Source organism: Pseudomonas saudimassiliensis (assembly GCF_000939975.1).
GTDB lineage: Bacteria > Pseudomonadota > Gammaproteobacteria > Pseudomonadales > Pseudomonadaceae > Halopseudomonas > Halopseudomonas saudimassiliensis.
In genome coordinates, this window is sequence record NZ_LK391969.1 from 1350087 (window position 1) to 1371305 (window position 21219).

Here is a 21219-nt window from a genome sequence, read left to right on the forward strand (position 1 = left end):
GCCTGGTCCATGCGTTCCCTTGCACCGTATTAGCGCTGCCCGCGCCGCAGCGGCACCACACCCATCTGCATACCGAAGCCACGCAGTACACTGTTAATCGTCTCCAGCGTCGGGTTGCCGCTATCCTGTTCCAGCTGCCGCAGGGTGCGCAGGGAGATCTTGCACATGCGGGCAAAGTCGGCTTGCGTTAGTCCAGTAATGCGGGTGCGTAGCTGGCGGACGGTTTCGCCGAGACTGATGCTGCCTTCATCAAGCTGACGCCAGATATCATCGAACACCTCTGCACGGCTCTGCTCTTTCATATCAGCCCCCATTTCTGCAAGGTTGCCGGCAAGCGTCTGAGTGGTATCAGCGGCGCGTTCCAGGTTTCCTCGGGTAACTGCAGGGTGCTGAGCAGGTCGGGCAAGGCCAGCAGCGCTGCGGCATCTGCCCGCAAGCCCTCGAATAACTCATCAGCATCAGCCCAGTGCGCAAGCTGTTGACAGGCCCTGCGCCAATCCACTTGATTGAGCTGCTCGATGCCATCCGGCCACCGCGTCGTTCTCACCACGCCAGCCGGGTCCATCACCATGGGTGCGATGTCATACATGGGCGCCAGGCAGATATGGTCTTTCCCCCGCAATACAGATAGGTTGCGCCCGTGATTGTCAGTATTACCGAGTAGCTGATTGATCAAATCACGTCGCAGGTACTCGCGGAGCATGTCGGGTATTTCCTGCTGCTGCCCCGTCGCTGTCCAGACCTCTGCTAACCGCTCGGCCACGGCAACATGGCTCATTCGGCTGCCTGGCCGAGTTACACCACATAGTGAGTAAATGGATTCAACGGCAATACGTTTGACGACTCCATCCGCAACTTGTCTGTCAAAACGGGGCATCCACAGGCTGGGGAGTTTCCCCTCTTCATAGGCCAGCCCTTCGCTTGCGATGGTACTGAAGCCCAATGCCCCCAGCGCTCGGTAGTAGCAGTATTCGCTAAACAGGATATTGCGATCCGTCGCCTGCGCCGGGTGCCTTGGAAACTTGACGAACCAGTGCCGTCGAACCTGATCGTCGGGCAACGAAGCATCTGGATACAGGGCGCCGTTAACATCTTCTGCGAGCAACAGCTTCGGCGCTTCACCGCCAGCTCCCGAAGCCCCCCCAACGGCAGCGCCATGCTCATAGGCATGATCAAGAAAGCGGACATCGCGCCGAATGACATCAGACCGGGAGAAGCCGATCAGTGGGCTGGACGGCAATCCCTCAACGCCTTCCAGGATGCGCAGATGACCGATAGGGGCGGTCGTACATTGCTGTAACAGGAAGAAATCTTCTCCTGTGCCGAGAGGCACGGACATGCGAGCGAGGATATGCCGCCGGGCTGCGCCAGCAGGGATGATGTCGTGTAGAAAGGCGGGAGCGATACCGCGGTAGATATCCCATGACAGGGGATACCCTGCACTGACAGAGGGTTGGAGGACAGAATCCAGCGCATGCAGATGCTCAACGAGATAACGGCTGACATACTCCGCTGAACAAACACTCGCCAGTCCCTGCTCCGGCTGATCGAAACGGATCACCATCGCATCCTGCCAGCGACCATCGAGATGGGTTTGTAGGGTGACCTTGTTCAAGTCCATGATCGCCTGTCTTTGGAATCCAGAGAGGCATTATAGTACCTAAAACCGAGCGCCGGACAATAGAAACGGCATTTTAATGCCTTTAATCGAGTGCTACGGACCCGTTAAAGGCATTAAAATGCCGACAGCAGAGCGCCTTGTGGACGCCCTGCTATCGACTGGATCACACCCGCTCGATCAGCATGGCAATCCCCTGCCCCACCCCGACACACATGGTGCAGACAGCATAGCGGCCGCCCGTGCGCTGCAATTGCAGTGCAGCAGTCATCAGCAGGCGGGCGCCGGACATGCCCAGCGGGTGGCCCAGGGCGATGGCGCCGCCGTTGGGGTTGACCCGGGAGTCGTCGTCAGCGACGCCCAGTTCGCGCATCACCGCCAAGCCCTGGGCGGCAAAAGCCTCGTTCAGCTCGAAGACGTCGATGTCATTGACGCTGAGGCCATGCTTGTCCAGCAGTTTGCGGGTAGCCGGGACCGGGCCGATGCCCATGATGCGCGGTTCGACGCCGGCCGTGGCCATGCCGAGGATCTTCGCCACCGGCTTGAGGCCGTGGGCGTTTACTGCGGCTTCACTGGCGACCAGCATGGCGGCGGCACCATCATTGACGCCCGAGGCGTTGCCCGCAGTAACCGTGCCGTTCTCCCGGAACGGGGCCGGCAGGGCCGCCAGTTTGTCCAGGGTAGAGGCGCGGGGGTGCTCGTCGGTGTCGAACACCAGCGGCTCCTGCTTGCGGCGCGGAATACTCACCGGCACGATCTCTTCGGCGAAGATGCCGTCGGCCTGGGCCTTGGCGGTCTTTTCCTGGGAACGCAGGGCGAACAGGTCCTGGTCTTCGCGGGAGATATTGAACTGCGCGGCGACGTTTTCCGCGGTCTCCGGCATGGAGTCGATGCCGTGCTGCTTTTTCATCAGCGGGTTGACGAAGCGCCAGCCAATGGTGGTGTCCTCGATCTTCTGACCGCGGGCAAAGGCGCTGTCGGCCTTGCCCATGACGTAGGGCGCGCGGGACATGGACTCGACACCGCCGGCCAGCACCAGATCCATCTCGCCGGCGCGGATCGCGCGGAACGCGGTACCAACCGCATCCATCCCCGAGCCGCACAGGCGGTTGAGCGTGGTGCCCGGGACGCTGGTGGGCAGCCCGGCCAGCAGCGCGGACATGCGCGCGACGTTGCGGTTGTCTTCACCGGCCTGGTTGGCGCAGCCCATGATGACTTCGTCGATGGCCGCCGGGTCCAGCTCGGGCGCCTGTTCCAGCACCGCCTTGAAGATATGCGCCGCCAGGTCGTCGGGCCGAACGCTGGCCAGGGTGCCGCCGAAGCGGCCGATGGCCGAACGGCGGGGATGACAGATATAGACGTTGCTCATGGTAATCCTCGAATTATTGACCGGCGTGGTGGGCCGCAGTGCGGGCTTTCAGCTCGCGCAGCACCGTCAGCTCCTCGGTGGTGGGCGGCGGCGTGGTGTCCAGGCTGTCGGCAAAGCGGATTTCCCAGCCGGTAGCCTCGATCACCTGCTCGCGGGTGACGCCGGGATGCAGGGACGTGACCACCAGCTCCTTGCTGTCCGGATCGGGCTTGAGAATGCACAGATCGGTGATCACCAGGGTCGGGCCGCGGCCAATATTCGGTACGCCGTCCCGCACCTTGCCGTCGCGACCGAAGCCCACGGTGGTGATGAAGTCCACGTCCTTCACAAAGGTGCGCTTGGAATGCTTGACGGTAATGAAGACTTCCTTGGCATTGGTGGCGATTTCCGGAGCGCCGCCACCACCAGGCAGCCGCACCTGGGGATCGCGGTAGTCGCCGATCAGGGTGGTGTTCAGGTTGGCGTAGCGGTCGATCTGGGCAGTGCCGAGAAAGCCGACGCTGACGTGGCCACCCTGCAGCCAGTAGCGGAACATTTCCGGTACCGAGACCGTGGTCAGTGCCGAGGAGCACAGCTCGCCATCACCAATCGACAGGGGCAGCACGTCGGGCTTGGTCTGCAGGGTGCCGGATTCGTAGATCAGGGTGATATCCGGGGCATGGGTCAGCCGGGCCAGGTTCGCGGCCTCGCTGGGCAGGCCGATGCCGACGAAGCAGGTCATGTCATTGTTCAGCGCACGGGCTGCCGTGACGCTCATCATTTCCGAAGAGTTGAAGTCGCTCATCTCAAGCCGCTCCATTGTTGAATACGTTGTCTTGCAGCCAGGCCTGGAACTGATCGCGGTCACGGCCGATGGCATCCCAATCCTTGTAGAAGGCGTTGTCACGCTCGTAGTAACCCAGCGCATAGGAAGGCGCTGCGCCCTTTTCCGCTACCGCGATGGCGGTGATCGCCCAGGACGGCAACACACAGGCATTTACCGTTGCGCCCAGGTCATCGACGATCTCCTCGACCGTGACGATGCTGCGCTTGGCGGCCAGCACCGCTTCCTTCTGGACGCCGACAATACCTTCCACCAGCACGTTGCCCTTGCGGTCGGCGCGCTGCGCATGGATCACCGTCACATCCGGGCGGATCGACGGCACGGCCGCCAGGCGCTCGCCAGTGAAGGGGCATTCGATGAACTTGATCTGGTCGTTGACCTTGGGCAGGTCGCTGCCGATATAACCGCGCAATACCGCCAGGGGCAGACCCGCGGCACCGGCTTCATAGGCGTTGGCCATCGCCGCGTGGCTGTGCTCGACCAGTTCGAGGCTGCGCGGCCAGCCCTTCTGTACGGCGTCCCGCATGCGATGCAGGGAGCCGACACCGGGGTTGCCACCCCAGGAGAAGATGAGCTTCTTGGCACAACCGGCGCCAATCATCTGGTCGTAGACCAGGTCCGGGGTCATGCGGATCAGTGTCAGATCACGTTTGCCCTGGCGAATGATTTCGTGACCCGCGGCGAAGGGAATCAGGTGGGTGAAGCCTTCCATCGCGACGGTATCACCGTCGTGGATGTGCTTGGTCACCGCGTCCTGGAGAGAAAGGAATTCAGCCATCACATGTCTCCACTGAGATTGTTACGCAAGTTCGCATGACGAACATATGTTTTATATGCGAACATAATGACCCAGTTGTTTTCGGGCCGTCAATACCGTCTTTGGTCTTAACGGCAATATCGCCCTAATGTTCGCCATGCGAACAATGCTAAGATCGCCTCGCTATCATTAAGGAGAAATTGTTCTGGACACCAAACTTCAACCCGGCGACCGGGATTACGTCGCCGCTTTGGCCTCGGGGCTGCAGATTCTTGGCGCCTTCGACGCCGAGCATCCGCGCATGACGCTGACGGAAATGGCCAATCGCACCGCCATGGACCGGGCCAAGGCCCGCCGCTTCCTGCTGACGCTGGAAGCCCTGGGCTACGTGCGCCGCAGCGGCCGAGATTTCGAGTTGACTCCCCGGGTGCTGGAGCTGGGCCATGCCTTCCAGGCGTCCAACCCGTACCGCGCGGTCATCCAGCACTACCTGCAGGACATTACCGCGGAGATTGGCGAGTCGTCCTCGCTCAGCGTCCTCGATGGCGCGGACGTGGTGTACGTGGTGCGCTCGGCGGCGCCCCATCGGTTGATGGCGATCACCCTGTCGGTGGGTACGCGGCTGCCGGCGGCCTATACCTCGATGGGGCGGGTATTGCTGGCGCAACTGCCGGAGGCGGAACTGGAACAATTGCTCGGCGGTATCGAGCTCCGGGCGCACACGCCCTATTCGCTGACCGATATGGCCGCATTGCGCGCCGATATAGCGCAGGTCAGAATCCAGGGCTACTCACTGGTGGACCAGGAGCTGGACCTGGGCCTGCGCTCGGTCGCCACACCCGTATTTGCCGGCAACGGTGATCTGCTCGGGGCCATCAATATCAGCACCAATGCCGCGCGGGTGCCCCTGGAAGTGCTGCTGGACGACTACCTGCCCCGGCTCAGGCAACTGGCGGACACCGTGCAACGAACGGTCCGTTCCGCCGCTGGCTGATTCAGTCACGCACTAGACTTTGGTCGCACGGCGGCTGCGCTTGGGTTGGTGAGCCCCGGCGCTGTCGTTATACTGCGCCGCCAGGGTGTCACCGCAATACAGCGGAAGGACAGGTTTTTTGCATAGGTCGGGCCGCCTATGCGAGGAAACTGACCATGCATCGCCCTGTTTTGCGGCAGGATCTGCCGCGCGCGCAACTCCTTGCCGAACGCGCTCTGGCCACCTTCGAGCGCTTCACCCATGTGCAGGCTGCCAGCGGCGTCGTGCTGCTGATCGCCGCGGCCATCGCCCTGCTCTGGGCCAACTCGTCCTTTGCACCGCATTACCATGCGCTCTGGCATACACCGATTTCCTTTGGCGTTGGCCATATCAGCTTCTCCCAGTCGCTGCACTTCTGGATCAACGATGCCTTGATGACGGTGTTCTTCCTGGTGGTCGGCATGGAAGTCCGGCGAGAGATCCATGAGGGCTCGCTGCGCGACCTGCGCCAGGCCTCGCTGCCAATTGCCGCCGCAGCGGGCGGCGTGATCCTGCCCGCGCTTGTGTACCTGAGCCTGAATAATGATGCCATCCGGCAGCACGGCTGGGCCGTGCCGACTGCCACCGATATCGCTTTCGCGGTTGGCCTGCTGGCGCTGCTGGGCCGTTCCATTCCGGCCAACGTGCGGGTATTTCTCCTGGCGCTGGCGATCATCGATGATATCGTCGCCGTGCTCATCATCGCCCTGTTCTACTCCGGCGGGCTGGATTACAGCGGCTTTGCGATAGCTGGGCTGGGCCTATTGATGGTGATCGGGTTGCAGCGGCTGGGTATCGGCACCGCCTACGCCTACATCCTTCCCGGTGCGGTGCTCTGGGTCGGGCTATTGAAAACCGGCGCCCATCCGACGCTGGCGGGTGTGGTGCTGGGACTGATGACGCCGGTAATCCCGGTACGCATGCGCGAACGCCCGCTGGACAAGCTGGCGCGGATCGTGGGCGAGCTCACCAGCCGCGGATCATCCGCCAGCGCTGACCTGGAGCATATGAACCTGCACTTGCGCGAGCTGCGCCTGGCCCAGCGAGAATTGCTGCCGCCGGTGGTGCGCCTGCAGTCGGCACTGCATCCCTGGGTGGCGTTTGGCATCATGCCGCTATTTGCCTTGGCCAATGCCGGCGTCAGCCTGGACGGTGTCGACCTGGCCTTGGGCGGCGCGCACTGGGTGACGACGGGCATCATGTTTGCCCTGGTCATCGGCAAACCGATAGGCATTGTCGGCGGCAGCTGGTTGCTGGTGCGCCTGGGCTGGTGCGCCTTGCCACCCGGTGTATCCTGGGGTGGCATCTGGCTGATCGGTCTGTTTGCCGGGGTCGGCTTCACCATGTCCATGTTCATCGCCATGCTCGCCTTTACCGACGATAACCTGCTCGGCGCTGCCAAACTGGGCGTATTGCTGGGCTCGGTAGCCGCAGCCGCGCTGGGGATGGTCTGGGGTGTCATCTACGCCCGTCGCCTGCGCAACGCCGGGGATAATGTCCCTGCGGCCGGCGCCCCGGCGGCCGCCGCGCTGTCGGCTCACTCCAGCTGAGCATCGGATAACCCAGCGCCGGCACTGTGGCGCTGGGTCTGCCTGACGCCCAGTTCGGCCATACCAGGGCTACCGGAAGTGATGCGCGGTGCCCTGGGCATGACCTTTCACTGCCTGCCCGGTTAGAATACCCCCCGTTCACCTGCTGTCTGCGCGCCCGGCACGTCCGTATGCCCCGCTGACAGCTCCCCCGAATTACCCGCATCGAGCCCCCGGTTCCTCACGCGCGCACAATCGAGAAACAACAATGCTTCACTCCCTGAAACAGGAATGGTTTTCCAACATCCGCGGCGACGTCCTCTCCGGCCTGGTAGTGGCCCTGGCGCTGATTCCCGAAGCTATCGCCTTCTCCATCATCGCCGGGGTCGATCCCAAGGTCGGGCTCTACGCCTCCTTCTGTATCGCCGTGGTGATTGCCTTTGCCGGCGGGAGGCCGGGCATGATCTCCGCCGCGACCGGGGCCATGGCCCTGCTGATGGTAACCCTGGTCCGGGAGCACGGCCTGGAATACCTGCTGGCCGCCACCCTGTTGTGCGGGGCGCTGCAGATTCTGGCGGGGTATCTCAAGCTCGGCTCGCTGATGCGCTTCGTATCGCGCTCGGTGGTAACCGGCTTCGTCAACGCCCTGGCGATCCTGATCTTCATGGCCCAGCTGCCGGAGCTGATCAACGTCACCTGGCATGTCTACGCCATGTGCGCGGCGGGCCTGGGCGTCATCTACCTGTTCCCCTACGTGCCGCGCATCGGCAAGTTGATTCCCTCGCCACTGGTGTGCATTCTCACGCTGACCGCGGTGTCGCTGTACCTGGGGCTGGAGATCCGCACCGTGGGTGACATGGGCGAGCTGCCCGACACCCTGCCGGTGTTCCTCTGGCCGGACGTGCCGCTGACCTTCGAGACGCTGGCGATCATTTTCCCCTATTCCGCGGCGCTGGCGGTCGTCGGCCTGCTGGAGTCCATGATGACCGCCACCATCGTCGATGACCTGACCGACACGCCCAGCGACAAGAACCGCGAATGCAAGGGCCAGGGCCTGGCCAACATCGGCGCCGGGCTGATGGGCGGCATGGCCGGCTGCGCGATGATCGGCCAGTCGGTGATCAACGTGAAATCCGGCGGTCGCACCCGCCTATCCTGCCTGATTGCCGGCGTGGTGTTGCTGCTGATGGTGGTATTCCTCAGCGACTGGGTCAGCCAGATTCCCATGGCCGCGCTGGTGGCCGTGATGATCATGGTATCCATTGGCACCTTCAGCTGGGCCTCGGTGCGGGACCTGAAGCGCCACCCGCTGTCGACCAACATCGTCATGCTGGTCACCGTCGCCGTGGTGGTATGGACCCATAACCTGGCTTTCGGCGTACTGGCCGGCGTGCTCCTGGCCTCGCTGTTCTTTGCCAACAAGGTCGGGCATTATCTGGCCATTACCTCCGACCTGGATGAGGCCGGCCGGCAGCGCACCTACCGGGTGACGGGGCAGGTGTTCTTCAGTTCTTCGGACAAGTTCATTGCCGCCTTCGATTTCAGGGAAGTGCTTGATAAAGTCGTCATCGACCTGAGCCAGGCCCACTTCTGGGATATCACCGCGGTATCCTCGCTGGACAAGGTGGTGATCAAGTTCCGCCGTGAGGGCACCGATGTTGAGGTACTCGGGCTCAACGAGGCCAGCGCTACCATCGTCGACCGGTTCGGGGTGCACGACAGGCCGGATGCTGTCGACAAGCTGATCAGTCACTGACAGGAGGACCGCCCCATGACCAATATCATCGCCTGCATCGACGGCTCCGCCTCGGCGTCTTCGGTGTGCGATTACGCCGCCTGGGCCAGCCAGCAGCTGCAGGCGCCGCTGGTATTGCTCCATGTGCTCGACCGCGCGCTGTACCCGCAATCCGGCGACCTGAGCGGCAACATCGGCCTGGACAGCCGCGAGCAGTTGCTGGAAGAGCTGGCCCAGCTGGATGAAAAGCGCGCCCGCCTGGCCCGCGAGCAGGGCGAGCTGGTGCTTCAGGCCGCCTGCCAGCGAGTACAGGACGCCGGCTATGCCCGGCCGCAGATGCTGCAGCGCCACGGCAGTCTGGTCGACACCTTGATGGAGCACGAAGCGGAGATACGCCTGCTGGTGATCGGCAAGCGCGGCGAAGACAGCACCCGCCCCGGCCAGGTGATCGGCAGCCAGCTGGAAAGCGCCATCCGCAGCATGCGCCGCCCGGTGCTGGTGACTCCCGCCACATTTTGCATCCCGCGCAGCGTACTGCTCGCCTTTGATGGCAGCGCCACGGCCGACAAGGGCATCGACATGCTCTGCGCCAGTCCACTGCTGCGCGGCCTACCGGTCCACCTGGTGATGGTCGCTGCCGACAACGACAAGCACCAGCAGCAGCTGTCCGCTGCGGCCGAACGCCTGCGCACAGCCGGTTATGTCACCCAAACCGCGCTATTGTCCGGTGAAGTGGTAGACAGCCTGCTGGCCTACCAGCAGACGCATCAACTGGACCTGCTGGCCATGGGCGCCTATGGACATTCACGCATCCGCGAGTTCTTCATCGGCAGCACCACGACCACCATGCTGCGCCTCTGCACCACGCCCCTGCTCATGTTGCGCTGAATGCGCGGCAGACTGGTCGGGCTGCCCGCAGCTACCGGATGACCTCCATCCGCACGTTCAGTAGTCCGGCGGAAGTATCGCCGATGCTGGCGAAGGCAGAACGGGACAGATCGATAACCCGGCCACGCACAAAGGGGCCCCGGTCATTGATACGCACCACCACGCTCCTGCCGTTGCGCACATTGGTCACCCTGACCTGCGAGCCGAACGGTAGCGTCCGGTGTGCGGCGGTATTCCGACCGATCTTGTAAAGCTCGCCGCTGGCGGTCTTCCGGTTCTGGAAACGGTCGGCATAGAACGACGCCTTGCCTGTCTCTGTATGCCCTACCCAGTTACCGCCGTGGCCGGGGCGATAGAGGTTGCTGCAGCCGGCCATCGCGGCCAGGACCACGAGCAGGACCAGCGTCCTGATAGTTGCTTGCATTGAATACCTTCCAAAGTCATTGCCTCACCAGCTGACCTCCATTACCGAGGTCGAGCTGCCGTGGTCAACTGACACCGGATGCTGCGTTAAGTTTTCGTCCGCAGCATCCGGTTACTGGAAGCGATGTTCAGTAGCTACGGTAAGGCAGGAATTTACCCGATAGCACCACCTGCACCCGATCGCCCTTCGGATCCGCCTGCCGCTGGATATCCATGGAGAAATCGATCGCGCTCATGATGCCATCGCCGAACTCCTCATGGATGAGCTCCTTGATGGTCGTACCGTACACACTGACGATCTCGTACCAACGATAGATCAGCGGGTCCGTGGGTACCGCGCTGGGCAGCGATCCCTTGTAGGGCACGATCTGCAGCCAGGCGACGGCCACATCCGGTAATTCAAACAGCTGCCCCAGGGCCTCGGCCTGCGTCTTGTCGAAGGTCATCTGGCCCAGGCAGCCCGCCGTCACGAACTCCTTGGACAGGCCCACCGCCTCCGCTGCCTGTTGCCACCGCAGGCCCTTGCGGACCTTGGCAGCGATGATCATACGGGTTACTTCTTCTCGGCTGGAAATCATGGGGTGCTTCCTCATTGTCACGGATCAGCGAACACACTGCTGATCCGCTCGGCGTCAAAAGAATGGATAGCTAGCGACTTACTCGTTGAACTCGGCGAAGTCCGATTTTCGGATCATCGAATTGATGCCCTTGGTCTTGTCCACTACCTGGGATACCTCGAAGTCGGTGGCCGCGCTGAGATAGGCGTAGGCGACGGTGTCATCAATCCCGTACTGCTCGGTCAGAAAGCGGATGGCTTCCCGCGTGGACTTCTTCATGGCTTCGTCCAGATCCTCATCCAGGCCCAGGGTGATCCAGAAATCATCGTTTTCACCCATCGGCTGGGAAAGCTGCTTGCCGGGAATCTCACTGGCGCCGCTCTTGAGTAGCGTCAGGCGGAAGGTCGCTCGGGCCGAACCTTCCAGCGCGGTCAGGGCAACCTCGCCATCGCCCTGTACGAAGTGGCTGTCGCCGGTGTAGAACAGCGCGCCGGGAACCGCAACGGGGTAATAGGCGGTCGCACCAGCGCCCAGGTCGTTCACATCCACATTGCCGCCATAATGCGCGGGCGGTACGGAATGGACCGGCTGATCGGTATCGGCCGCCACGCCCATGATGCCCATGAAGGGTTGCAACGGAAATTTGATCTTCCGCCCGTCGCCGCCGTCCAGCACCCCGACATAGCCATCGCCCGCCTGTTCGATCGGCGTGAATATCGACAGGTTGCCGTACCGCTCGGGATGCGCGGTACTGGCATCCGCCTGCGCGGGGGTTTTTGGATACTCGCCGAACAACGCGCCCTTGCCATGCCGGTTGGAAATCACCCCATAGGGCACACGCGGCTCGACCGCCAGGATCTCCACCTTGAGCACGTCGCCCGGCTCGGCACCTTCGATGGCCACGGGACCCGTGACCACATGCGGGCCGTCCTTGGCGAAGTCGTGGGCCCGCTCGGACGAGGTCAGCGCAACCGCTTCCTGCAGCACATGGTCGGGCTTCACACCATGCGAGCCGAAGTAGGCAGCAGGGTCCCGCCCCTGATCCTCCAGCAGCCCCTCGTGGGACACGGTGTCGAAGGTAACCACGCTGCCCGACGGCACGCTCAGGACCGGCTTGGCGGTACGGTTTGGCAGGTAGCCCCAGGTCATATTATCCAGGGACGATGGCACGTAGAAATTCCCCGCATATTCTCCTTGCTCCAACCGAGTGGCTGTCGGGGCAAGCTGCTCGAGAATAACGAAGGATTCCCGGGTGTCGGCGTGAACGGCGGCGGCCAGCGGGAGCAACACAACGGGCAGGCAGCGGGGGAAAGCGTGGCGGCGAAAAGGCATGGCAAGTCCTCGGTGAATGGATCACTCGGACCGGAGCAATAACCGTGCCGCCTCGCTAGAGCCCTCGCCGGGGCCTGGAGCGGGCACTGCGTGCACAAATAGGAAGCACAGCCTGGAAGTTATGCGTCCTTAATAAGCACCCGGGCGGCTGCGTGCCCACGCCACCAACCCCAGCCGATTGATAGACCGGATAAGCCCCATGCCAACAAGCTATTTCCCTATAACCGGGCGCTGCTCCACTCTATTGCCACATCGAACGTCAGGCCGGCCCCGCGCCTTGCACCGCTGGCCATCCCTCGAAACAGACCGCTTTGGTATGACACTGAAGCCGGCTTTCACCCATGAATTTAAGGTAAACCCATGAAGACTTTAGCAACCGTAGTGGTATCCCTCCTGGCTCTGAACCTGACCGCAGCCGCCTTCGCGGAGAACGGCAGCATGCGTTACCGGGAGATGGTGGAAAACCTGCGCGAGCAGGCCGAAGAGCAGGTGAATGATCAAGAATGACGATGGACCTGGTGATCGCTAGCCAGGTGCAGAACGAAAAAAGGCTCGCAAATCTGCGAGCCTTTTTGATGATGGTGCCGGCACCAAGAGTCGAACTCGGGACCTACTGATTACAAGTCAGGGCCTGATCCTAAACGGGTTCGTGGCTACTGCCACTAATCCACAATGTTGCTGATAAAGATCATAATCGACCTTGGACGAATGTCAAGAATCGGCAGGCCGGAGCGTTCCGAACAGTCAGCGACATGTGCGACTGGCGTCTCGTGAAGGTCAAAAACCGCGGGAGCGGACTGATTCAGCTGCCCAGAAGCCTGACACCTATCCTGCCTTGGACGAGTTGAGCCGCACCGTTCTGATCATGGCGTACAGTTTCGGCGAGGTACGCAATGTTGATTTACAGGCGCAGCGTGATGAACACCCAAGGGTGATTGGCGAGCACTTGAGCCAACTGACAAGCGCGGGCTGGCTGATCAAGCAAGGGCACGGGAAGGGTACTCGATACAGATGGCCGGATACGCCGCAAGACCTGCTGACCGACGCCGATACACATTTACCGCCGACTACCCCGGTAACTGGTGGGGAAGTCACCGGGGTAGTCACCGGGGAAGTCACCGGGGAAGTCACCGGGGAAGTCAAAAAGTTGTTACAGGTGCTTCAAGGAGAGATGAGCAGATCAGAACTTCAAGACTCCTTGGGGCTCAAGCATGAAGATCATTTCCGCAATGCCTACCTGCGCCCCGGTCTGGATGCAGGGCTGATAGCAATGACCATCCCCGACAAGCCGCGCAGCCGTTTACAGAAATACCGTCTAACGGTAGAGGGGCGTGCTGTACTGAACACTACAAAGAAGAGAGACTGATGAGCAGCTTCTGCTAGATTCAAGATGAGCCCAAAAGTGCGTGAGGGATTGAGCGATTCCATTCGCTCGTGAGGTGGGGGGTAAGACTCCGGGTTACGCCCCGGATCGCTGCATCAAATAGCTTCTCAGCTTATCAACCGGCACATCCACATAGATCATCGTGGACCGGATATCCGAATGCCCCATCAACAGCTGGGTCAGGTGAATATCCGCGTTATCACCGGCCATCAGTTCGGTAGCGAAGCTGTGGCGGAATCGGTGCGGAGAGATTGTCATGCCCAGCTTGCGAGATAACCGGGTGAAAAACATGCCCACCTGCCAGGTGTTCATTGTTTCGAGCCGGTGCCTCTTGCTGTGAAGGTTCACATTGAACAGCTGGTCAGACGGTTTGGCACCTCTGCGCACCGCTTGGTCCAACAGATGGTCCAGCAACGGAATCAACTCCCTGTGCAGCGGTAGCAGGCTTTCTTTCGAGTTCTTTGCCCCTTCCGCCGAACATATAAAGCGGGCGTTCCGCAGGTCGATGTCATGCAGCTTGATGCATAGCAGTTGCCTCTGTCTTATGCCGGTGTGGTAAAGCATCTCCACCACCACCAGCCAGAACCAGGCTGGATGGATATAAGCGCCCCGAGGCTCACCCTTCTCCTCAAGATCCATGCAATACCTGAGCAGCTGTCGTATTTTCGATATAGCCCCGTCCGGTAGCGTTTTGGTCTTCAGTATGGGGGGCTTCAGATTGACCCGAAGAAAAGGGTTCTCTGTAACGTACCCCCGCTCAATTCCAAAGTTGTAGAGGGCCTTCAAGTGTCGACTATATGTATTCCAGCTTACTTCTGAGATGCCCTCGGGCCTCCCCGGGCGCTTTACAACCGCTGCCCGCCAAGCCAATACCTGCTGCTTGGTAACCTCTGCCGGATAATCAGTTTTTATGTGTCTCTTCATCACACGAACGCACATGGCATAGCCTGACTGTGTTTTCAGAGAAGACCAGCGTTCCGTGAACAGCTCAGTCATTAGCTCATCAAACGTTAAACCGTGCACATCAATTTCCTTCTCGAAGTTCGAGATAAATATTGTTTGCAGGAGGAACGCCCAGGATGTCAGGTTTACTGAGCAGCACTCCCTTGAGGGTGCTGGTCTTACCGCTGGGGCCAGCGACGGATACAGAAACGATATTTCGCTTTTCTGGACCTGGACAACGGACATGTAACTTCTTTTTTTGGAACCGGATTTGAACCTGTTCCCATGCCCCATCGTGTCCGTAACGGTCTACACAGTATTTCTTGAAGATATTCGGGCTCACCAGGAACCATGAACCGGCCACAACATGGACAACGGCCTTGGCGTGGTTAACCCCGAGTTTCTTGGAGTGAATGCCTTCCCTTACCCAAGAGATAAATTCATCCCCTTGGTCGTGAGCTACTTCGCCGATCTTCTCAGTTTCACCATGTAGCCGCTGGTGCGTTGCTTGTGGAACCAGCGGCAACGACGCATCAGCGGCGGGAATTACATTCCCACCAAGCTCATCGGAAATCAACCGATTCCTCGTATCGCCGATACTTGCCCCTGTCTCCAGCGCTGGATCGCTTGAATCCATGCTCTGCTCAACGTCTGGGGACGTCACGACAGCTTTAGCTTCCGGGCGCTCGTCTCCCGCTGCCCAGATGAGCGACGGAGTTGCTTTGAGCAAATGCAGTTTGGAGGTACTCCATTCACCGACTTTCACAGTGCAGCCAGACCACACTGCCAATCCTTCAGGGTTTGGCAATACCAGGCCATGCGCGAGCATTTCATCGTATAAACGACTTTCATCTGCCGGGACGCCGGGTATCCCCTGTTCATATAGGTACGTCTTAAGCGAACGCGGCACCGTTGGTGTGACAAACCAAACAGCATCTTCGGACAAGAAAACGGCGGAACCTTTAGTCCCATTCAAGGGCAAGTGCTCACTTTTCACGAGATGACGTAGGGCATCGATCAACTTCCTTTGTAGAGATTGTTTGGGTGCTGCATCAAGCCGACGCAGATCGCCGCCCATCGCCTTGCTGACACTGCTTTTATCTGCTTGATGGACGATCTCGCCGACAATGCCAGCCCGCTCCATATGGCCAGAGATCGAATACATCACCTGTCCAAACAAAACGGCATCGCTATACAACCAATCCAGCACCGCACCGCCTAGAATGTCACGGGCAAAAAGAGCGCCGGTTGCTGCATGTAGGTGGTAATCACGACCTGACTTGTAGCGCACGCGATAAGTCCCTGGAATGGGACCATTCCACAAACACCACAACGAGCCATCCTGCAACAGGATATCGACATCCACAGCCGCTTTTGACACGTCATGCAGTAGTGCAGCGTACAGAATACCCATGCTCCACAGCTCGCCTACCGAGACCTGATCCTCTGGCCTGGCTCCCGCAGGCAATAAATGCTTCCGGCGGATCCGCAGGGCATAACACATGATCTCCAGCCCGTGATCCAGCATTCCACCCGGGTAAGAATGATGATGAGCTTCAGACGCAGGTAAAAGCTGAACAAGTGCAGCGTAACGTTCTATCGGTGCCATGACGTAGGTGTTGAATGTTGCTCTCGGTGTTGCGCTCATCTCATACAACAGCTGCAACAAGCCCTGGCGGTATGGGGTGCCCAATAGATCATTAGCTGTTTGCAGGCGCGACCATTGAGGATCTGTCAGCTCCTCAATGTCTTCGTCCAGCCCGAATCCAAGACGCCTCAGGATAGCCTGCATTGTCATGATCACTCCGTAATCCACCTATGTTCAGGGTTACTACAGCGCAATCTTCTGGCCAGGCACAGGAGAAATGAAATATCCATTTCTGGTATTTCTTTAGCAGCTTGACAGGTACTCAAAGTAATCCAATTATTGTGTGCAACCGTTGTCCACGCCCGGTGATCGTGGAAACCTCAACGCTGAGAAGCGCTACCCCTTTGAACGACTGCGCATTCTGAAAAGTCGATGGCGCTCTGTAGCGCTGAATGCTATTCAAACCAACCCAGACGGGCCTTTCCCGTCTGGGCAGGGTCTCGTCATATTCCCATCCGCTTGGCAAGCGCAAGCCGCCTCGACGCTTGTGTGTCCCGCGTTACTCAGGAGTATTCACATGACCCCGTTATTGTTTGGTATCTCCGGCTTAATCAACGCAGCAAAAAAGCAATTCAATAACCCCTTGGCTGAAAACAGAGACTGGTCAGACTACGAGTCGCCGGCTTTTGCGCGCCGGAGCGGCGTCAGCCTGGAGCAATGGTACAAAGCGCAGTTCAACGATAACCCTCCGCAGCGCTACCGGCTGCGAGGATCCCTGGATCAATTGATATAGCTTAAAAAAACTGGCCACCTGCGGGTGGCCATTTCTAATTCCACTTCGAATAATAGATCAAGCTTCTGTCTTCCTCGCATGCGCTGATCGCTAATAATCGGAAGGCAACAACAAGGTCGTTACGCTGCGGTCTCCTTCCGTGATGACCCATAGCTTGGACGCCCCCTCTACCGGAATCCCATAACTGGAGAACAACTGACCGTGCTCATCTAACGCCATCAGGTTTGTTGCTTTGTCCTCGTCACAAAGATCTCCCCAATCCCCAGCCACGTGCCGCCGCAGGTACTGGTACGGATTAACCAGACCTCGACACACAAGCTCATATACAGCGCGCGTTATGACGACTTTCCCAGTAGGGAATAAAGCCGTGTCACGCTCTTGCACTGAATGCGCAGGGGCACGCTGGCGATGGATCTCGCGTAGCTTAGCGCGCCACTCAAGATTATTACCGTCTGGAGTAATATCGAGAAAATGAAGCGGGCATCCATAATAGAACGGACCCATTTTCTCCGGAATTGATTTGTGACCCCACAGACCATCCGCACACGCGAGCAGCTCGCAGACTATGTAGGTGTAGACGTCGCCGACTGCGTTGTCGTTCACCACCCCGGCAATCTTCAGCTTCAGTCTCACCACCATCCACAGCTCGTTGCCCACCAGAGCATGCTGCAGCACCTTACGGTTACGAATATAGTTTCTGTCAGGAGCCAGCAGCTCCTGAATCAAATCCATTCTATTGCGATATGAAAATAACCATCCCATGAAATGAATCCTCATGAAGTGGCCGGAGTCCCTTACCGGGAACCCCGGCAGGGTTTAGATCTAGATGCCCTACGACGCCATGGCGCTGTAATCACACCTATGCTTAAAGCGGATCAAATGAAGATCCGTTGATTGTGGATCCATGTAACAACCCTTGGTCATATCAGTCCTTGCTCGGCAAACGACGCTGTTTCAGTACCGGCAACGATGATGTGATCCAGAACGCGGATATCTACAGATCCCATGGCCTGAACCAAACGATGAGTCAGCCGTTTATCGGCTTCACTGGGAGAAGGCGAGCCACTGGGGTGGTTGTGAGAAAAGATCACTGCGGCGGCGTTAACGCGCAACGCTTCCTTGACCACCTCCCGTGGATACACGACAGCCTGATCAATCGTGCCTCTGAATAGTTCGATACAAGCAATCAAGCGATGCTGATTATCGAGAAATAGGGCCACGAATACTTCATGCTCATAGTTGACCATCTGGACCCAAAGGTAGTCTTTGACGGCTCCGGGGGTGGTGAAGGCTGTTCCGCGGTGGAACTTTTGCTGCATCGCGTCCCGAGCAGCCTCGAATAACTGATCCATGGTTGCCGGGGCGTAATGTCCCTGCGGATTTTCCACCAACAATTGATTTGAAAGCATGTCGATTCTCCAAACAGAAATGAGGGGAGAATCACCACGCCCGTCGGGAGTGAGATTGCTCCCCGATGGGTATGAGTAACTTAATCGTACGAATGCCGCTGGTTCAGGCTGTGCTTCGTATTCAGGCTACGTCTTGTTCAGGCTCCGCGGTGTCCATCACGGGCTTGGCTTGGTAAACCATTTTGCCGTTTATCTTGATCCAGCCGATGTAAAGCAAGCGCCCTTTCAATGAAACACCGGTCTGGCCCTGTCTGGGGCCATTTTGGTAGGTAAACATATCCGGCCAAATATCACCGATCCGAAAACCAACCAGAACCTTCATTTCTGCGTCCACTGCCTGCTGGCAACGACGGATCTGCTTCTCAGCCTCCTCACCGACTACATTGCAGTCGATATAGGTGTACTCAACAGCATCTGCTGCCCCCTTCAAAGCAGCGACAGTCACAGCCATGAAAGGCTTTCCCTTACGCGGAGTCACTTCCCGCAGGCGGTTGAGATAGCCGATACCAGTGGTATGAAGATCAAAGTACTTAGTTTCTGAGGTTTGAGTAGCGCTCATGGCGATTCTCCGATTTCTAAACGTACTGGAAAGCGGAGACGGCTTTTCCCGGCAGGGAGAGCATCCCCGCAGGTGGGTACAGCGGTTTTAGGTCAGGCGATGAAGCTGATTAGCAGGGGCATTCAGCACGGATGTTGGCGGCTTTTCAGAATGCGCAGCCGCTCAAAGGGTGACGCTTCGCAGCGCTAAGGGTTCCACGATTACCGGGCGTGGACGACGCGGTACGTGATGATGATTGTCGACCTTTAAAGGTTTGTCAAGATTGCCCCCGTAGTGTCATTTGCTTAATGAGGGCGTGGTAAATCCGTGTCCGGAATCAATTGATCACTACAGACGGATGACAATGCGCAGCATGTGCCTAGCAATTTTAACGTTGTCAATGCATAGTCTGGACTGTGCGCTGACACCGGATTTAACCCAGCGGTGAGACTGGTTGCGCAGCGGGTTTCTGGTTGCTTTTCGCTTTGGTGTGCCGTTGGGCGAAGCCTGCAATGCTTCTAAGGAGCCTTGCCGATAAGAGGAAGTATGATGTTCCGAATCAACTGGGTGGCGGATCTACCGCAAGTGTTTGTCATCTTCAAGAGCTCACCGAAATGAATGCCCAACCTTCGAGGGCGACCTGGAGCCTGCTGCTGCTAACTTGGCTGGTTGCACTGGTATCGACCCTGTCCGCGCTATTCATTGGCGAGGTGATGGGGCAAGCACCTTGCGTGCTGTGCTGGTTCCAGCGTGCATTCATGTTTCCGCTGGCAGTGATTCTGGCCATAGCTTGCTACCGCTCGGATTTCACAATTTGGCGTTATGCCCTACCGCTGACCACTATCGGTGCGGCGCTGGCATTTTTTCATACGCTACTCTATGCAGGGCTCACTCCACAGCCGATCCAGCCTTGCACAGCCACCGGCCCATCCTGCTCGGGCGCCGGGATGACACTCTTCGGCGTAGTGCCACTGCCCGCACTCGCTCTTTTCTCCTTTATCCTGATAGCCATTCTGCTCATTCTCATCCGTCGGATAACAACTTTATGAATCGCCGTTCCGTGGTCCTGATCATCAGTGCCGTGATCCTGGCCGTCTTTGCTGCCGCCGTATTCTTCTATTCCTCACAGTTACAATCACCTCAACAGTCCGTGGCTCCCGGTTCGACAGCTCAAAAGACCGCGACACAACCCAAACAGAGCGGCGGCCAACTGGTCCGCCCCCACTCGCCGGTCTTCGGTCCGGTGCAGGCACCAGTAACCATCGTGGAGTTCTTCGATCCTTCCTGCGAGGCATGTCGCGCCTTCCATCCTTATGTGAAGCAGATTCTCGCTGAGAATCCGGAAGATGTACGTTTGGTATTGCGCTATGTGCTGTTCCATCCGGGCTCGGAAGAAGTAGCGCGGATGCTTGAGGCGGCGCGCAAGCAAAACCTCCATGAACAGGTGCTGGAGGCTGTGTTGGAGGCCCAGCCCGGTTGGCACGACGATCCCAAGGTGGCGCAGGCATGGGCTGCTGCCGAGCGCGTCGGCCTGAACCTCGAGCAGGCCCGCCAGGATATGCACGCACCTGGCGTCAACGCCGTGCTGGAAACGGATATGCAGGACGTCATGGCTGTTGGGATTCGTGGCACCCCGACCTTTTTTGTCAATGGTCGTGCGCTCAGCGAGTTCGGCCCCGAGCCGCTGCGCCGGTTGGTGAGCAGCGAAACAGCCAAGGCACGGGAATGACACTATGAGCGCGCTGGAGAACCGCGTACCACCGCTGCTGGTGGTGGGCCTGATTGCTCTGCTGATGAGTTTGGCGGCCTCCAAGTTACCAGACATTGAGCTGGCATGGACCGCGCGCCTGACTTTCGCTTTGTCGGTACTGTTCCTGGGGCTCGGCGTGTGTCTCTTCGGTGTGCTATCGTTTCGCCGCGCGTGCACTACGGTTAATCCATTGCAGCCACAGCAGGCTTCAGAATTGGTAGAGGCTGGCATCTACCGGTATAGCCGCAACCCCATGTACTTGGGTTTCGCCATCATACTGACGGCTTGGGCGTTGATTCTGGTCTCGCCTCTCGCCCTGCTGGGCGTCGTTGTCTTTGTGTTGTACATGAATCGTTTCCAGATCGCACCAGAAGAGCGGGCCCTGGAAGCGCTGTTCGGCGAATCATTTGTTCGCTACCGTGTACGAGTGCGCCGCTGGATCTGAGCGTTGGCGCCGGTAGCGACTTGCGGGGACTTGCTCATCGCGTCAGCCTGCCGAAAGTCCCCCTGCGATCCAGGCGACAGAACACTGTGCCGCGGGCAATCCCGTGGCACTGATCCAGTCGAGATAAGCCTGCACCCGGAAGAGGCATTTCAAGGCCGGTATCTGGACCACCTTTGTAGTCGTTATCGTTGCAGACCGCCAGAGGCTAAGAGCTGCCTTCATGCCAGGCAGCTAGCACTCAAAGTACGGTATTTTCCAATCCCAGTGCGTAGGAGCCGTGGAAAGGGGAAACTGCCAAAACCTTACTCCAGCCGGCTAGAAGAATTT

22 protein-coding genes and 1 pseudogene are annotated in these 21219 nt (G+C 59.1%); 10 read left to right on the forward strand and 13 right to left on the reverse strand.

From position 1 onward, the window contains the following. Positions 1-29 precede the first annotated feature (29 nt). The 5 genes from VG99_RS06290 to VG99_RS06310 form a co-directional block, all read right to left on the reverse strand. The gene (locus VG99_RS06290; RefSeq protein ID WP_044498891.1) at positions 30-302 is read right to left on the reverse strand and encodes a helix-turn-helix domain-containing protein; all 273 of its coding nucleotides are present in this window, start codon (positions 300-302) and stop codon (positions 30-32) included. Then, on the reverse strand, positions 299-1615 hold the full coding sequence (locus tag VG99_RS06295; protein WP_158023883.1) for a type II toxin-antitoxin system HipA family toxin: 1317 nt from the start codon (positions 1613-1615) through the stop codon (positions 299-301). Before VG99_RS06295 ends, VG99_RS06290 begins: the two co-directional genes overlap by 4 nt. A gap of 169 nt (positions 1616-1784) precedes the next feature. Then, positions 1785-2987 carry a 3-oxoadipyl-CoA thiolase gene (pcaF, locus tag VG99_RS06300; protein ID WP_044498894.1) on the reverse strand — a complete coding sequence of 401 codons (1203 nt, stop codon included), beginning with the start codon at positions 2985-2987 and terminating at the stop codon, positions 1785-1787. Positions 2988-3000: 13 nt separating this feature from the next. Continuing rightward, a complete protein-coding gene (locus VG99_RS06305; RefSeq protein ID WP_044498896.1) occupies positions 3001-3771 on the reverse strand; it encodes a CoA-transferase subunit beta in 771 nt (256 codons plus the stop codon). A gap of 1 nt (position 3772) precedes the next feature. Beyond that, positions 3773-4588, reverse strand: coding sequence for a CoA transferase subunit A (locus VG99_RS06310; RefSeq protein ID WP_044498897.1), 816 nt, complete (start codon positions 4586-4588; stop codon positions 3773-3775). Between the two features lie 184 nt (positions 4589-4772). Here VG99_RS06310 and VG99_RS06315 point away from each other — a divergent pair, with 184 nt between their 5' ends. The 4 genes from VG99_RS06315 (at position 4773) to VG99_RS06330 (ending at position 9731) form a co-directional block, all read left to right on the forward strand. Continuing rightward, positions 4773-5561, forward strand: coding sequence for an IclR family transcriptional regulator domain-containing protein (locus VG99_RS06315; RefSeq protein ID WP_044498899.1), 789 nt, complete (start codon positions 4773-4775; stop codon positions 5559-5561). A gap of 155 nt (positions 5562-5716) precedes the next feature. Then, complete coding sequence (nhaA, locus tag VG99_RS06320; RefSeq protein ID WP_044498900.1) at positions 5717-7129, forward strand: Na+/H+ antiporter NhaA; 1413 nt, start codon at positions 5717-5719, stop codon at positions 7127-7129. Positions 7130-7376: 247 nt separating this feature from the next. Continuing rightward, positions 7377-8864, forward strand: coding sequence for a SulP family inorganic anion transporter (locus tag VG99_RS06325; RefSeq protein ID WP_044498902.1), 1488 nt, complete (start codon positions 7377-7379; stop codon positions 8862-8864). A gap of 15 nt (positions 8865-8879) precedes the next feature. Beyond that, positions 8880-9731, forward strand: a complete 852-nt coding sequence (locus VG99_RS06330; RefSeq protein ID WP_044498904.1) for a universal stress protein — start codon at positions 8880-8882, stop codon at positions 9729-9731. A 31-nt stretch (positions 9732-9762) separates the two neighbouring features. Here VG99_RS06330 and VG99_RS06335 read toward each other — a convergent pair whose 3' ends face one another. The 3 genes from VG99_RS06335 to VG99_RS06345 form a co-directional block, all read right to left on the reverse strand. Beyond that, entirely contained in the window at positions 9763-10155 is a 393-nt protein-coding gene (locus tag VG99_RS06335; protein WP_044498905.1) for a septal ring lytic transglycosylase RlpA family protein, read from the reverse strand. A 127-nt stretch (positions 10156-10282) separates the two neighbouring features. Beyond that, a complete protein-coding gene (gene cynS / locus VG99_RS06340; protein ID WP_044498906.1) occupies positions 10283-10732 on the reverse strand; it encodes a cyanase in 450 nt (149 codons plus the stop codon). 78 nt (positions 10733-10810) lie between these two features. Continuing rightward, entirely contained in the window at positions 10811-12043 is a 1233-nt protein-coding gene (locus VG99_RS06345) for an acetamidase/formamidase family protein (RefSeq protein WP_082050001.1), read from the reverse strand. Positions 12044-12403: 360 nt separating this feature from the next. On the opposite strand from VG99_RS06345, the gene VG99_RS16040 reads away from it, so the two are divergent. After that, positions 12404-12550 (forward strand): hypothetical protein, encoded by a 147-nt coding sequence (locus VG99_RS16040; protein WP_158023884.1) that lies wholly within the window; start codon positions 12404-12406, stop codon positions 12548-12550. A gap of 193 nt (positions 12551-12743) precedes the next feature. After that, on the forward strand, positions 12744-13409 hold the full coding sequence (locus VG99_RS16205; RefSeq protein ID WP_204216694.1) for a Fic family protein: 666 nt from the start codon (positions 12744-12746) through the stop codon (positions 13407-13409). A 93-nt stretch (positions 13410-13502) separates the two neighbouring features. Here VG99_RS16205 and VG99_RS16045 read toward each other — a convergent pair whose 3' ends face one another. After that, positions 13503-14066 (reverse strand): tyrosine-type recombinase/integrase, encoded by a 564-nt coding sequence (locus tag VG99_RS16045; RefSeq protein WP_158023885.1) that lies wholly within the window; start codon positions 14064-14066, stop codon positions 13503-13505. 385 nt (positions 14067-14451) lie between these two features. Then, positions 14452-16167, reverse strand: a complete 1716-nt coding sequence (gene mobH / locus VG99_RS06360) for a MobH family relaxase (RefSeq protein ID WP_052508714.1) — start codon at positions 16165-16167, stop codon at positions 14452-14454. A gap of 367 nt (positions 16168-16534) precedes the next feature. Here mobH and VG99_RS06365 point away from each other — a divergent pair, with 367 nt between their 5' ends. After that, positions 16535-16750 carry a hypothetical protein gene (locus VG99_RS06365; protein WP_044498910.1) on the forward strand — a complete coding sequence of 72 codons (216 nt, stop codon included), beginning with the start codon at positions 16535-16537 and terminating at the stop codon, positions 16748-16750. A gap of 90 nt (positions 16751-16840) precedes the next feature. On the opposite strand, the gene VG99_RS16300 is transcribed toward VG99_RS06365, so the two are convergent. The 3 genes and pseudogenes from VG99_RS16300 to VG99_RS06380 all read right to left on the reverse strand — a co-directional run. Then, the gene (locus VG99_RS16300; RefSeq protein ID WP_052508715.1) at positions 16841-17512 is read right to left on the reverse strand and encodes a hypothetical protein; all 672 of its coding nucleotides are present in this window, start codon (positions 17510-17512) and stop codon (positions 16841-16843) included. Between the two features lie 158 nt (positions 17513-17670). Further along, positions 17671-18159 carry a JAB domain-containing protein gene (locus tag VG99_RS06375; protein WP_044498912.1) on the reverse strand — a complete coding sequence of 163 codons (489 nt, stop codon included), beginning with the start codon at positions 18157-18159 and terminating at the stop codon, positions 17671-17673. A 166-nt stretch (positions 18160-18325) separates the two neighbouring features. Further along, positions 18326-18718 (reverse strand): annotated as a pseudogene (locus VG99_RS06380) (STY4534 family ICE replication protein); the annotation flags it as partial. Between the two features lie 593 nt (positions 18719-19311). Here VG99_RS06380 and VG99_RS06385 point away from each other — a divergent pair. From VG99_RS06385 to VG99_RS06395, 3 genes are read left to right on the forward strand one after another with little or no spacing between them, the layout of a single operon-like run. Further along, positions 19312-19746, forward strand: coding sequence for a disulfide bond formation protein B (locus VG99_RS06385; protein WP_044501483.1), 435 nt, complete (start codon positions 19312-19314; stop codon positions 19744-19746). Beyond that, positions 19743-20426 carry a DsbA family protein gene (locus tag VG99_RS06390; protein WP_044498915.1) on the forward strand — a complete coding sequence of 228 codons (684 nt, stop codon included), beginning with the start codon at positions 19743-19745 and terminating at the stop codon, positions 20424-20426. Before VG99_RS06385 ends, VG99_RS06390 begins: the two co-directional genes overlap by 4 nt. Before the next feature lie 4 nt (positions 20427-20430). Next, the gene (locus VG99_RS06395; protein ID WP_044498916.1) at positions 20431-20892 is read left to right on the forward strand and encodes a methyltransferase family protein; all 462 of its coding nucleotides are present in this window, start codon (positions 20431-20433) and stop codon (positions 20890-20892) included. The last annotated feature ends 327 nt before the right edge of the window (positions 20893-21219 follow it).

What these genes read in the sequence shown, in the direction of transcription:
- VG99_RS06290 (WP_044498891.1), bottom strand. Translation starts at nt 302, where the DNA reads ATGAAAGAGCAGAGCCGTGCAGAGGTGTTCGATGATATCTGGCGTCAG.
- pcaF (WP_044498894.1), bottom strand. Translation starts at nt 2,987, where the DNA reads ATGAGCAACGTCTATATCTGTCATCCCCGCCGTTCGGCCATCGGCCGC.
- VG99_RS06305 (WP_044498896.1), bottom strand. Translation starts at nt 3,771, where the DNA reads ATGAGCGACTTCAACTCTTCGGAAATGATGAGCGTCACGGCAGCCCGT.
- VG99_RS06310 (WP_044498897.1), bottom strand. Translation starts at nt 4,588, where the DNA reads ATGGCTGAATTCCTTTCTCTCCAGGACGCGGTGACCAAGCACATCCAC.
- nhaA (WP_044498900.1), top strand. Translation starts at nt 5,717, where the DNA reads ATGCATCGCCCTGTTTTGCGGCAGGATCTGCCGCGCGCGCAACTCCTT.
- VG99_RS06325 (WP_044498902.1), top strand. Translation starts at nt 7,377, where the DNA reads ATGCTTCACTCCCTGAAACAGGAATGGTTTTCCAACATCCGCGGCGAC.
- VG99_RS06330 (WP_044498904.1), top strand. Translation starts at nt 8,880, where the DNA reads ATGACCAATATCATCGCCTGCATCGACGGCTCCGCCTCGGCGTCTTCG.
- VG99_RS06335 (WP_044498905.1), bottom strand. Translation starts at nt 10,155, where the DNA reads ATGCAAGCAACTATCAGGACGCTGGTCCTGCTCGTGGTCCTGGCCGCG.
- cynS (WP_044498906.1), bottom strand. Translation starts at nt 10,732, where the DNA reads ATGATTTCCAGCCGAGAAGAAGTAACCCGTATGATCATCGCTGCCAAG.
- VG99_RS06345 (WP_082050001.1), bottom strand. Translation starts at nt 12,043, where the DNA reads ATGCCTTTTCGCCGCCACGCTTTCCCCCGCTGCCTGCCCGTTGTGTTG.
- VG99_RS16040 (WP_158023884.1), top strand. Translation starts at nt 12,404, where the DNA reads ATGAAGACTTTAGCAACCGTAGTGGTATCCCTCCTGGCTCTGAACCTG.
- VG99_RS16045 (WP_158023885.1), bottom strand. Translation starts at nt 14,066, where the DNA reads ATGGATCTTGAGGAGAAGGGTGAGCCTCGGGGCGCTTATATCCATCCA.
- mobH (WP_052508714.1), bottom strand. Translation starts at nt 16,167, where the DNA reads ATGACAATGCAGGCTATCCTGAGGCGTCTTGGATTCGGGCTGGACGAA.
- VG99_RS06365 (WP_044498910.1), top strand. Translation starts at nt 16,535, where the DNA reads ATGACCCCGTTATTGTTTGGTATCTCCGGCTTAATCAACGCAGCAAAA.
- VG99_RS16300 (WP_052508715.1), bottom strand. Translation starts at nt 17,512, where the DNA reads ATGGGATGGTTATTTTCATATCGCAATAGAATGGATTTGATTCAGGAG.
- VG99_RS06375 (WP_044498912.1), bottom strand. Translation starts at nt 18,159, where the DNA reads ATGCTTTCAAATCAATTGTTGGTGGAAAATCCGCAGGGACATTACGCC.
- VG99_RS06385 (WP_044501483.1), top strand. Translation starts at nt 19,312, where the DNA reads ATGAATGCCCAACCTTCGAGGGCGACCTGGAGCCTGCTGCTGCTAACT.
- VG99_RS06390 (WP_044498915.1), top strand. Translation starts at nt 19,743, where the DNA reads ATGAATCGCCGTTCCGTGGTCCTGATCATCAGTGCCGTGATCCTGGCC.
- VG99_RS06395 (WP_044498916.1), top strand. Translation starts at nt 20,431, where the DNA reads ATGAGCGCGCTGGAGAACCGCGTACCACCGCTGCTGGTGGTGGGCCTG.